Genomic DNA, 12,273 nt, shown 5'->3' on the forward strand with positions numbered 1-12,273 from the left:
CCGGGCCTTCGTCATGTGCGATCCCGGGCGGCTGCCGCGCCCCGCCATGATGGCGAAGCGCGGTCCAGCCCGATCCGACGCCGTCAGGCGAAGAGGCGGGCGGCGAGGTCGGGGGTGAGGATTTCGTAGGCGTCGGTGGTGCGGTTGTACCACCAGGTGCGGTCGTCGGGCTCGGCTCGGACCGTTGCCTGGACCGCACGCGTCGAAGGACGGAAGGTGGAGCTGCGGGGGATGTCGTCCACCACGTAGACGATGTCGGGGCGCTGGTCCGGGGCGAGGGCTCGGACCGCTTCGGTGACGTCCTTGGGTGCCAATGTGAAGCCTGCGCGGACGCTCACCGCGGCTACGGCGAGGATGCGTTCGCCGACGGGGAGGGCGAAGGCCACTTCCATGTCGACGGCGGTGATGTCGTTCAGGACGTCGACGATGGGCTGGGTGTAGACGGGGCCGCGGGGGGTGAGGATGACGGTGTCGCGGCGGTCCATGAGCCAGTAGTCGCCGTCGCTGTCGCGGCGGAAGAGGTTCTCGGTGGGCATCCAGGCGTCACCGGGGGCGAAGACGCCGCGGAGCCCGCCCGCGGAGATGTCGACGGTGTCGGAGACCGTGCCGATGAGCAGACCTACCTCGTTGTCGGCGCAGCGGCGGGCAAAGCCGGTGTCCTCGACCAGGATTTCATCGGTCAACGGATCGTAGGCGATGAGTTCGACCTTGGCGGTGCCGGGGACCGGACGTCCCTTGGAGCCGATCTTGGCGCCGGAGACGTTGGCGAGCACCACATCTCCCTCGATGGAGGCGTAGAACTCCAGCACCTTGGCGGGGGTGAACCGCTCCTCGGTGCGGCGCCACAGGCCCGCGGGCATGCCGGAGCCGATGAACAGGCGGATCGGGTGCGGGTGCCCGGCGGCGAAGGTCTCGGTGTCGAGGATGTCGCGCAGCATGGTCCAGGTGTAGGTAACCACGGTGACGCCGTAGCGGTGCACCTCCTCGGCGAACCGGGTCGGCTCCAGCGAGCGGGCCAGCGCGATGCGGCTGCCACCGGCCACCGCGCCGCCCAGGCTCACCAGTAGTCCCGACGAATGATGCAGTGGCGCAAGGCAGTACACGGTGTCGTGGCGGCCCAGATCGGCGGCGGAGGCGGTGCCGAAGGCCGACAGCGCCCAGCGGTGGTTGGTGACGTACTTGACGTCGAACTTGTCGCCGGTGCCGGTGACCAGGATGAACGCCAACTCGCGAGCCAGACCCGGATCCGGCCGGTACCAGGCCGGCAGCTCCACCTGGGCGGGATCGATCTGCTCCAGATCCACCACCTCGGCGCCCGGTGGAATGTCGAGGCCGCGCGAGTCGCCGCCGCCGAGCACCAGCACTCGGTGACCGGCGGCGGCCGCGGTGGCCAGGTTCTCCGGATCGGCGATGAGCAGCCTGGTCCCGGTCAGCTCGGCGGCCTTGGACAGTTCACTGCCCGGCGCGAGCAGCACCGCGACCGCGCCCAGCCGCGACAGTGCGGCGATCGCGGCCAGCGCGCTCGGCCGGGTCTCCATGACGACGCCGACCCGGGTGGCCGGACGCACGCCGACGGAGATCAGCCCGGCCACGACATTGTCGATGCGCTGATTCACCGCCTCCTGGGTGTGCACGCGGTCGTCGAACACGAACAGGTCGCGCTGCGGCGCGCGCGCCGCCTGCTCGGCGAGCAAGCGGCCCAACGAGATTCGCGTGTGGGGCTGGATCATGCCCAGCCGGGTCAACCGGGGCAGCGCGCGGGCGGCCTCGCTGGTGAGTTCGATGGTGCCGCGCAGCGTCTGCCCGGCCACGCCCTCGATGGTCTTGCCCACGCTGGTGCCGGCCTCGGCCAGGGTGCCGAGGGCGTGCACGACCCGGGTGACCCCGGTGCGCGGCCCCTTGCGGACCACCTCGGTGCTCATTCGCTCGACCTGTCCGGGCAGCTCGCCGCGGCCGCTGAGGTAATTGACCCAGTCACGCACGACCGGCCAGGTCTGCCTGGTGGCTGTGGAACCCGAGACCAGTCCGAAATGTCCGGCGACAATGCTGGTCTCGTACACCTCGGCATTGGGGGCGGCGCGCACGATGCCGCGCACGGCGGCGGGCTGACCGATGTCGTCGACCTCGCCGACGAAGGCCAGGATCGGACACTTGATCTCCGCCAGCGAGATGAGCTGATCGCGGATCACGAAGCCGCCCAGCATCATTCGATTGTGCTTGACGAACTGCTGGAGCAGATCGGTGAGCGCGGGACCCGGGTAACCGAGCCAGCCCTCGGCCTCCAGGAACCGGCGCTGACGCTCCTTGGGCAGCAGCGCCTCGCGGTTGTGCAGCTGGCGCAGGAAGTCGATGCGCGCGCGGGCCGTCTTGACCGGGTCCAGGGCCTGGAAGCCCAGGCGCACCATGGAATCGGTGATGGGCAGCCGGTTGAGCACATGGTCGGTGAGGAAGTCCGCGGCGTCGGAGACCAGCCCGTGCGGCAGGCCGAACGGCATGCCCGCGACGGCGTCGACCGGGCTGCCGAAGGTCACGATGGACTCGATACCCTTGCCGTAGCGGTAGGCCGCGGTCTGGTAGGCGAACATGCCGCCCTGCGAATAGCCCATGAGATGCACTGCGCGGCCGGTGATTTCGGTGACAGTGTCGATGACGCTCGAGACGGCCAGCACGTGGTCGGCCAGATCCCGGTCCCAGCCGCCCTCTTCGGTCGCGGGCGAGCCGAAATCGACCACCCAGCAATCTATTCCGCCCTCGTGGAGAATGCCGACCGCCCCGTCGGCGGCATTGACGTCCCAGATTTCGGCGGTCACCATGATGGGCGGCACCAGCACCACCACCGGACGGTCCGCCCCGGTGTCGTCCGGGAAGTAATGCCGCAGGCGGTACATCCGCTTCCGCTCCACCACCTCGTATGGCGACGATTCGATGTCGTGAACCAGCCCCCCGAACCGGATCACCTCGAGCCCGTTCTGTGCGGTCGCGACGAGTCGTTCGATCGGACCCATGACGGACCTCGTATTGAATTTCACGGCTTCTCTCCCAGACATTCCTGGCCCTGACCAGCGTCACCCGCCCCGACGCGTCCCGATGAGCTTGCCATACCTCCACCCTACTGCGCCGACGCTGTGACCAGTACCATGCGGGCCGCGCGCGCCGAAGCAAGCCGGTCCGTTCGAGGCGTCCGAGATGCAGCAACATTCCAGTCATCATGTTTTGGTGTTTCGGCACGCGCACCGAACCTGAGCTCTACCATCGGAATCGCTGGACACGCACTGTCGCGCTTGTCAATTCACTCACTTGCCCCCAATTCCCGCAGGCCCCGTTCGGGTCTGCTGTTTCGCCGTGGACTCCACCGCCTTCCTCGCGGTGGCCCTTCGAGGTGAGGACCGCAGCATGACCATCGAAATGCCCGCTCAGACCGAAAACGGCCAACGCAAGTCCCTGAGTACGACTGCCGCCCATCAACTCGCGCACACCACCAAATCCGAACCGCAGATGCAGGGCATCAGCTCCCGCTGGCTGACCCGCTCGCTGCCGTGGACACAGGTGAAAGGCGGTGTCTACCGCGTCAACCGGCGACTCACCCACACCCTCGGCAACGGCGAGGTGGAGTACGTCATCAGCGGCCCGCACGCCAAGGTCATCCCGCTCGAGCTGCGGGAGCTGCCGCAGCTGCGCGGCTTCGCGGATGAGGAGATCCTGGCCACCGTGGCCGGGCGCTTCGAGCAGCGGGATCTGCCCGCCGGCACGGTGGTCGCCGAATTCGGCAATCCCATGGACCAGGTGTTGCTGATCGTGCACGGCAAGCTCGCCAAGATGGGCGCCGGAGAGTACGGGGAGACCACCAAGGTCGGCATGCTGGGCGGCGGCGACTTCTTCGGCGACGCGACCCTCACCGATCCCGACGCCATCTGGCCGGTCACCATCAAGACCGTCACGCCCACCACCATGCTGGTGCTGTCCCGCTCCACCGTGGCGCAGCTCACCGAGAACATTCCGGCACTGGCGGAACACCTTTCCGCCGTCGCGCAGGCGCCGGCCCCGCCGCAGAACAAGTACGGCGAGGCCGAGATCGTCATCTCCTCCGGCCATTCCGGGGAGCCGATGCTCGAGGGCACCTACGTCGACTACGACGGCCGGCCACGCGAATACGAGCTGAGCCTGGGCCAGTCGGTGCTGCGGGTGCACACCCGCGTCGCCGACCTGTTCAACGACCCGATGGATCAGATCGAACAACAGTTGCGCCTGACCATCGAGGCCCTCTACGAGCGCCGCGAGTACGACTTGGTCAACAACCCTGACTTCGGGCTGCTCAACAACTGTGATCTCAAACAGCGCATCTACACCGAATCCGGCGCGCCCACTCCGGACGATATGGACGAGCTGCTCTCCATGCGGCGCAGCACCAAGCTGTTCCTGGCCCACCCCAAGGCAATTGCCGCGTTCGGCCGCGAATGCTCCGAGCGCGGACTCTATCCCGACCCGGTGGAGGTGGACGGCCACCGCGTGCCCGCCTGGCGGGGGGTGCCGATCTTCCCATGCGGCAAGATCCCGGTCAGTGACACCCAGACCACGTCGATTCTCGCCATGCGCACCGGTGAGAAGGACCAGGGCGTGATCGGCTTGCACCAGACCGGAATTCCCGACGAGTACGAGCCGAGCCTGAACGTCCGATTCAAGGGCATCGACGATCAGTCGATCATCTCCTACCTGGTCAGTTGCTACTACTCGGCCGCCGTTTTGGTCCCCGACGCGCTCGGCATTCTCGACAATGTGCTGGTCGCCCGTCAGTCCGACTGAGCGAGGTGTCCCATCATGTCGGTGCTCTCACGCGCAACGGCCCCGCCTGCCACCTCCGAGGTGGCGGCGTCCATCGCCGCCCTGCTGAACAACCTCGACACCACCGCACCCCAGACCCTGTCGGCGACAACGGAAGCCATCGCCACCCTCGGTGATGATCCCCGCCTCGGCGCCATGGCCGCCGCCGAGGCAGATTCCCCCCGACGGCTACTCGGTCCCTCCGGCCTCGGGGCTTCGAGCCTGCGCGTGAACCTACCCACCCCCCAGGTGATCACGGAGCTCGCGGGACGGGCATCGCGTCCGCCGTCGCCTGCCGGCGGCGCGGTGCCGATGCCCCGTCCCCCCACCTCACCGATCGCCGAACCCCTCCGCCCCATCCCCCGCGCCCTGGGCTCGGGCCGACTTTCCACCCCATCGGCAGAAACCCACACCACCGTCCGGACCGAACCCGCCGCTTCTCGCCGAATCACCAACGCCCGCACCGGAATCGGCGGAGAAGTACCCGGGCCGCTCGAGCCGGCTCGCGGGATTCCCGGTTCGACAGCGCTCGAGCCCGGGGCCACCACGTCGGCAAACCCGGCACAGGCCGCGAGCTCTCGTGGAGTCACGCGAATTTCGCGAGGTCCGAGCGGGCTCGGGACCAGCTCGACACGGCGGGCACAGGGGTCGACGATTCCGACGCTCTACTGCCCACCCCCCGTGCGGGACAATCCGGCGCTGGCGGAGGCGGTGAACGTCGGGATCATCGCCTGGGCCGAGGCGATCGGGCTCTACGAGGGACGGCTGGACGATCTGCGCAAGGCCGACTTCGGGCGGCTGATCATGCTGGCACATCCGGATTGCGATGACGCCGATCGATTGCTGGCGGCGGCCAAGTGCGCGGTGTCGGAGTGGTCGGTGGACGACTACTACTGCGAGGCGGACGCCAGCGATATCGCGCCGGACGGAAGCAAATCCAGCGCGGAGGCGGAGCTGGGTCCGCGGCTCGAATTGGCCGCCGCGGCCATGGATCCGGTGCACCTGCCGTCGCGGTACCAGGTCAAGGTCGAGGAGGCGCTGCAGAGCGATCCGATTCTGCGGGCCTTCCGGACCTCCTTCGAGCACCTCTCGCAGTTCGCCACGCCGCCCCAGGTAGCGCGCCTGCGCACCGAGATCGCCGGCTGGTTCATCGCGCTCGGCGCCGAGGCCGGGTGGCGGGCGGCGGGCCGGATGCCGCCGGTATGGGAGTATCTGATGAACCGGCAACCGCACAGCTTCCTGCCCTGCATGGCTCCGATCGACGCGGTCGGCGGCTACGAAGTACCGGCCGCGGAGTACACCGATCCGCGGGTGCGGCGGGTGGTCACCACCGCCGCATTGGCCGCCCAGATGGTCAACGACCTCTATTCGATGGCCCGCGAAGATCTCTCCAACGGACGGGAATTCAATCTCCCCACCGTGCTGGCCACCGAGGAGCAGTGCTCCCGCCCCGAAGCCGTGCGGCGCACCGCCGAGGTCCACGACGAACTGGTGCACCGCTTCGAGGCCGAGGCGGGCACGCTCGCCGCCGCCGGATCCCCGGAGCTGCGCCGCTTCCTGACCGGCCTCTGGGCCTGGATGGGCGGCAACCGGGCCTGGCACGCGGACAGCCGCCGCTACAACCAAAGCTCTTGAACCACAGCCTCTTCCGTGCGCAGTAGTTCCAGCGTCATATCACCCATTCGAGAGGATGACCTGCCATGACCGCGCTCCGCCCCCAGCCCGACACCGTCCTGAAAACCGAATACCAGAAATCGGTCGCGTCCTACTGGAACAACAATCCCAACGACGACCGCGTGAACACCGAACTCGGCGAGGTGGACGGGCTCTATCACCACCACTACGGCATCGGCGAGCCCGATCTGTCGGTGCTCGAGGGCCCCGAGGAGACCCGGCAGGAACGCATCGTCAAGGAACTGCACCGGCTCGAGACCGCCCAGGCCGACGTCCTGCTCGACCAACTCGGCGATGTCCGTCCCGGCGATCACCTCATGGACGGCGGCTCCGGTCGCGGCGGCACCAGTTTCATGGCCAATCAGCGCTTCGGCTGCCGGGTGGACGGCGTCACGATCTCCGAGTACCAGGTGCGCTTCGCCAATGAGCAGGCCGACAAGCGCGGCGTCGCCGACAAGGTGCGCTTCCACTTCAAGAACATGCTCGACACCGGTTTCGAGTCGGGCTCCATGCACGGCATCTGGACCAATGAAACCACCATGTATGTGGACCTTTTCGAGCTGTTCGCGGAATTCTCCCGCCTGCTCGAGCCGGGCGGTCGCTACGTCTGCGTCACCGGCTGCTCCAATGACGTGTTCGGCGCCCGCTCGGCCTCGGTGAGCTGGATCGACGCCCACTACGGCTGCAATATCCACCCGCGCAGCCGGTACTTCCAGGCCTTGGCCGCCAACAACCTGATCCCCGTCGCGGTCACCGACCTCACACCGGCGACCATCCCCTACTGGGAGCTGCGCACCAGGTCGGAGCTCGCGACCGGTGTCGAGAAGCCGTTCCTGACCTCCTACAGGGAGGGCAGCTTCCAGTACCTGATGATCACCGCCGATAAGGTGGGTAGGTGACCGGCACCCTCGACACATCCGACGCGACCCCGGTGGTGGACCGCGAGACCCTGCTCGTCGAGCTGGTCGACGAGCAGGGTCGGACGCAGGGCGAACTGTCGGTGGCGGTGGCGCACACCGCCCCCGGCCGATTGCATCGAGCCTTCTCGATCCTGCTGTTCGATGCCACCGGGCGAGTGCTGTTGCAGCAGCGGGCCGCGGTGAAAACCCGTTTCCCGCTGCTGTGGACCAACACGTGCTGCGGGCATCCGGAGCCGGGCCAGGCGGTGGTGGACGCGGCCGCCAAGCGGCTGGACGAGGAACTCGGCCTCACCGCCGACCTGTCCGAGGTGGGCACCTTCATCTACCAGGCCACCGACCCGAACACCGGCCGCGTCGAATTCGAATACGACCACGTCCTGATCGGACGCCCGGAAGACATCACGCCCCGGCCGAACCCGGACGAGGTGGCCGACATCGCGTGGATCCGCCTCGACGCCCTCGCCGAGGACGTCGCGGCCGAACCGGCCCGGTACACGCCGTGGCTGAGTGGAGTGCTCGACACCATCACCGCCCGGCACTGAGCCCGGGCCGCTCGCGGCTAGGCGAGAACCGGCTCCTGATCGGCGTCCAGCAGCCAGTCATTGGGAGCGAAGAGCTCGAAATGGACTCGGTCCGTGGGGATTCCGGCGGACATGAGCTGGGAGCGGACGTGCTGGAGGAAGCCGGTGCCGCCGCACAGGTAGTAGTCCGCGTCCTCCGGGAGGTCGACCCGGGTCACATCCAGCAGGCCGTCGCCGCCGGCCTCGTACCAGGCGTGGAAGTACACGTCCGCCAGGCGGGTGGCCAGATCGGCGACCGTCTCGCGCAGGGGGTGCGTGTCGGCGGACCGGTCGGCGTGCAGGATGACCGTTCGGCGCGCCGGAGTTTCGGCGGCCAGGTATTCCAGAATGCCCGCCATCGGTGTGACGCCGATGCCCGCGGAGATCAGCACGACCGGGGTGGTGGCTTCGGTGTCGATGGTGAGATCACCGAAGGGCAGCGTGATTTCGAGGGAATCGCCCGCACCGACGCTGTCGTGCAGCCAGTTCGAGACCTCACCGGCCGGGATGTTCGCCTCGGCCGGCACCCTGCGCACGGTGAAGGCGAGCCGGCCGTCTCCACCACGGTTGATCAGGCTGTACTGACGCAGCTGCCGAGCGCCGTCGGGCAGCTTGGCCCCGACCGAGATGTACTGTCCCGGAAGAAATCCCGGCAGCGGGCGAGCCGGGTCGGCGGACTCCACCACGAAGGTGGCCACACCCGACGGATCGTCGATGCGCTCCACCACCCGGGTCTCGCGGAACACGTCGCCGGGCTCGACGCCCGCCGCATCGTAGAGCTCCCGCTCGAAATCGATGAGTGTCGTTGCCATCAGCCAGTACACGCGATCCCAGGCCGCCGCGATCTCCGGGGTCACCACGTCCGCGCCGAGCACCTCGACGATGGCCGCGAACAAATGCTCGTGGACGATGCGGTATTCCGGTTCGGTGACGCCCAGCGAGGCGTGCTTGTGGCCGATGCGGGCCAGCAGTTCCCGCGGATGCGGGAGGCTCGGATCCACGAGGTGGGTCGCGAAGGTGGCGATGGAGGCGGCGAGCGCCTTCTGCTGCGCGCCCTGATGCTGGTTGCCGCGGTTGAAGCGGTCACGCAGCAGCTCCGGGTGGGCGGTGAACATCTTGGTGTAGAACAGCGGGGTGATCTGGTCGATGTGCGCGGCCACCAGGGGCAGAGTCGCGCGGATCACCTCGGCGTGCTCGGGTGCCAGCTCGGGGAGGTTGTGCAGCGTGGAATCCGGCGCGAGCCTCATGAGGTCTCCTAGATGTCGATGAGTGAAGCAGCCGGAAATACCGGCATATGCAGCAACTCCACGGTGCGCTGATCCACCAGATCGGACAGGAGGTACCGATCGAGTTCGGCGTAGAAGGCGTTCTGTGCGGTGGCGAGAACGCCTCGCAAACGGCACGCATTCGCCAATCGGCACGGATTGTCGCCGCCACATTCGATGACTTCGTTATCACATTCGAGCTGGCGAACAATAGTGCCAATGGTGGTTTTTCTGCCCGCCTCGGTCAGGAAGATCCCGCCGGTGCGCCCGCGCTGCGACTCGACATAACCGAGTTCCGCGAGCCTCGAGACGGCCTTGGCAACGTAGTTTTCGGAAGCATTCACCTGTCGCGCAATGAGTTTGACGGTGACCCTTTCCTCGGCACCACTACTGACCGCCAGACGCATGAGCGACCGTAAGCCGAGATCGGTGAACCGGGAGAGCTGCATGAGCCCTACGGTACTTATTCCGCTTGGTAAAAGCAGGTTTTCAGACTGTGCGCTTTAATACGCAAATCCATGCGGAATATGTAACCTCGGACACATTATTCACGGCTAGCCTATTACTGAGACAGCAAATTACTGGCAGCGGTGGGCGCCGCTGCCCGGGACATCGCCTCGGGCCCAGGCCATGAGCGTGCCGCGGGTGGCCGACACGTGTTAGATGACCAGCGCCACACGGCATCCGATGAACCAGCTGCACTGCGCCGCGGTGCGCATGCCGTACAGGTTCTCGGCCGATACCGGGAAGACCGCCGCGACGGCGCCGACCAAGGCGGCGATCACCGCGACCCATTACAGGTTTCGATGGCGCTCCACCCGGCCTTGTCGATCGGGTAGCCGGCGGGGTCGCAGAAGTGCGGATGAACTCCGTGCCTTGACAGAACACGGGGAATGAATACCTGGCAACATGGCCCATATGGAGCTCATGGCGCGGATCGAAGCGGCGGCGACCCTGCTGGCGCCGGTGATCCGGCGGACTCCTGTGGTGGCCTCGCGGGTGTTGTCCGAGCGCAGCGGGCACGAGGTCTGGCTCAAGTGCGAGAACCTGCAGCGCACCGGATCGTTCAAGCCACGCGGAGCCTACAACCGCATCGCCAATCTGTCCGAGGCCGAGCGGGCGCGGGGTGTGGTGGCGGCCAGCGCGGGCAATCACGCGCAGGGGGTGGCCTGGTCGGCGACCTCGCTCGGAATCCCGGCAACGGTGTTCATGCCGGTCGGCGCGGCGCTGCCGAAGCTGGTGGCCACCAGGGCATACGGGGCGACCGTGCACCAGGTCGGCGATACCATCGATCAATCACTTTCCGCCGCAAAAGAATTCGCCGAGCACACCGGGGCGACGCTGGTGCACCCGTTCGATCACATCGACATCGTGGCCGGGCAGGCGACGGCCGGGCTCGAAATCCTCGACCAGCTACCGGATGTCGGCACCGTGCTGGTGCCGACGGGCGGGGGCGGCCTGCTGGCCGGGGTGGCCGCGGCGATGCGGCGGTGGAAGCCGCAGGTCCGGGTGATCGGCGTGCAGGCCGCCGAGGCCGCCGCCTGGCCCGCCTCGCTGGCCGCGGGTAAGCCGGTGGCGCTGGAGCAGATGTCCACCATGGCCGACGGCATCGCGGTCGGCCTGCCCGGGGAGGTGCCCTTCGAGCACATCGTCGAGTTCGCACCCGCCATCGTCACCGTCGACGAGGACGCCCTGTCCAAGGCGCTGCTGCTGTGCATGGAGCGCGCCAAGCTGATCGTCGAACCGGCGGGCGCGGCGGCCGTCGCGGCCCTGATGGCTTGCGCCCCGGGCCAACTCGCGCTCGAGGGCCCGGTATGCGCCATCCTTTCCGGCGGCAATATCGACCCGCTGCTGCTGACCAGGGTCATCGGCCACGGTCTCAGCGCCGCCGGCCGCTACCTCGCCGCCCGCGTCACCATCTCCGACCGCCCCGGCAGCCTGTCGCGCCTGCTCGGCGAACTCGGCCGTACCGGCGCGAGCGTCCTCGACGTGGTTCACTCCCGCACCGGCGCCTGGCTGGCCATCGATGAGGTGGAGGTGCTGCTCACCCTCGAGACCCGCGGTCCCACCCATCGCGACGAGGTCCTGGCGGCCCTGTCCGACGCGGGATACCTGGTGCGCGTGCAGGACTGACCGAGTTCAGCGCGCCCCGCCGAGTTCCAGCGCCAGCACCCCGGCGATCACCAGCACGATCCCCCCGATCTGCACCGGCGTGATGCGCTCATTCAGGAACAGCGCCCCGAGGGTCGCCACCGCGACCACGCCGACCGCCGACCAGATCCCATACGCCACCCCGATGGCCATCCCGCGCTTCAGCGCCTGCGACAGAAAGTAGAACGCCGCCCCGTACCCGATCACGACGATGATCGACGGCGCCGGCTTGCTGAACCCCTCCGAGATCTTCAGCGAAACAGTCGCTGTCACTTCGCAAGCGATCGCCAACGCCAGTAACACCAAGGTCATAGCCGAAGGATAGCCATACATCCGATGGCAGTGGACGCCGCACGAGAAGGACGCTGCGGTCCATGCGGTACGGCGCGCCCACCGCGGTCGGCCGCCTGCCCGGCCCAGATGCAGTGCGGGCGACCAAAATTCCCGCCCTGGTCGCCTCCGGTGCGCACACCGGCCCTGGAACGCCTTGGCGACGCCCTCGCCGCCGGGCTCGACGCCGAATCCCGCATTACCGACCTGCTGAAGAAGGCGCTGAGTTGATGCTCATCCCCCCGCACGGACACCTGCCCCCAGCTCGGCCCGAATAAATGAGGTGCGGCAGGTGTCCGCCCGTGGCTACAGTGCTCGGCATGTGGCTGCAGCTGTTCTCCTGAGCGCGATTCGCTTCTGACGCCCGGCGGTCTTCCAGTCGACCGCGTTGTGGCATTCCCGATTTCGACCGGCGATCGATCCGGTTGGCCGGTCACGCATATCTGTAGGAGGACCTGTGCCCGAGCGCTTTTCGCTGCCCGAAATTCCCTCTGATGAACCTGCCGATCGGCCGCTGTCGCGGCGGGAGCGGCGGGGCAAGGGGGATCGGAAGCA

The 12,273-nt window shown here is 67.8% G+C and carries 10 protein-coding genes; 5 read left to right on the forward strand and 5 right to left on the reverse strand.

What is annotated here, in order from left to right; genetic code table 11:
* Nucleotides 1–83: 83 nt before the first annotated feature.
* Entirely contained in the window at nt 84–3,005 is a 2,922-nt protein-coding gene (locus tag GLP40_RS13615) for an AMP-binding protein (protein ID WP_230329564.1), read from the reverse strand.
* A 388-nt stretch (nt 3,006–3,393) separates the two neighbouring features.
* Here GLP40_RS13615 and GLP40_RS13620 point away from each other — a divergent pair, with 388 nt between their 5' ends.
* The 4 genes from GLP40_RS13620 to idi all read left to right on the forward strand — a co-directional run bounded on the left by GLP40_RS13620 (nt 3,394) and on the right by idi (nt 7,954).
* Entirely contained in the window at nt 3,394–4,800 is a 1,407-nt protein-coding gene (locus tag GLP40_RS13620) for a family 2B encapsulin nanocompartment shell protein (RefSeq protein WP_154788297.1), read from the forward strand.
* Between the two features lie 15 nt (nt 4,801–4,815).
* Nucleotides 4,816–6,453 carry a family 2 encapsulin nanocompartment cargo protein terpene cyclase gene (locus GLP40_RS33810; RefSeq protein WP_230329565.1) on the forward strand — a complete coding sequence of 546 codons (1,638 nt, stop codon included), beginning with the start codon at nt 4,816–4,818 and terminating at the stop codon, nt 6,451–6,453.
* Nucleotides 6,454–6,518: 65 nt separating this feature from the next.
* Nucleotides 6,519–7,391, forward strand: a complete 873-nt coding sequence (locus GLP40_RS13630; RefSeq protein WP_154788298.1) for a geranyl diphosphate 2-C-methyltransferase — start codon at nt 6,519–6,521, stop codon at nt 7,389–7,391.
* Nucleotides 7,388–7,954 carry an isopentenyl-diphosphate Delta-isomerase gene (gene idi / locus GLP40_RS13635; protein WP_328290118.1) on the forward strand — a complete coding sequence of 189 codons (567 nt, stop codon included), beginning with the start codon at nt 7,388–7,390 and terminating at the stop codon, nt 7,952–7,954. Before GLP40_RS13630 ends, idi begins: the two co-directional genes overlap by 4 nt.
* Before the next feature lie 17 nt (nt 7,955–7,971).
* Here the strand turns inward: idi and GLP40_RS13640 are convergent, their stop codons facing one another.
* The 3 genes from GLP40_RS13640 to GLP40_RS34465 all read right to left on the reverse strand — a co-directional run bounded on the left by GLP40_RS13640 (nt 7,972) and on the right by GLP40_RS34465 (nt 10,022).
* Nucleotides 7,972–9,219 carry a globin domain-containing protein gene (locus GLP40_RS13640; RefSeq protein ID WP_154788299.1) on the reverse strand — a complete coding sequence of 416 codons (1,248 nt, stop codon included), beginning with the start codon at nt 9,217–9,219 and terminating at the stop codon, nt 7,972–7,974.
* Nucleotides 9,220–9,227: 8 nt separating this feature from the next.
* Complete coding sequence (locus tag GLP40_RS13645) at nt 9,228–9,686, reverse strand: RrF2 family transcriptional regulator (protein ID WP_154788300.1); 459 nt, start codon at nt 9,684–9,686, stop codon at nt 9,228–9,230.
* Nucleotides 9,687–9,896: 210 nt separating this feature from the next.
* Nucleotides 9,897–10,022 (reverse strand): hypothetical protein, encoded by a 126-nt coding sequence (locus GLP40_RS34465; RefSeq protein WP_268867121.1) that lies wholly within the window; start codon nt 10,020–10,022, stop codon nt 9,897–9,899.
* 124 nt (nt 10,023–10,146) lie between these two features.
* On the opposite strand from GLP40_RS34465, the gene ilvA reads away from it, so the two are divergent.
* A complete protein-coding gene (gene ilvA / locus GLP40_RS13650; RefSeq protein ID WP_154788301.1) occupies nt 10,147–11,370 on the forward strand; it encodes a threonine ammonia-lyase in 1,224 nt (407 codons plus the stop codon).
* Between the two features lie 6 nt (nt 11,371–11,376).
* Here the strand turns inward: ilvA and GLP40_RS13655 are convergent, their stop codons facing one another.
* On the reverse strand, nt 11,377–11,700 hold the full coding sequence (locus GLP40_RS13655; protein ID WP_154788302.1) for a DMT family transporter: 324 nt from the start codon (nt 11,698–11,700) through the stop codon (nt 11,377–11,379).
* Nucleotides 11,701–12,273 lie beyond the last annotated feature (573 nt).

The sequence above is a fragment of the Nocardia aurantiaca genome, from assembly GCF_009708175.1.
Lineage (GTDB): Bacteria > Actinomycetota > Actinomycetes > Mycobacteriales > Mycobacteriaceae > Nocardia > Nocardia aurantiaca.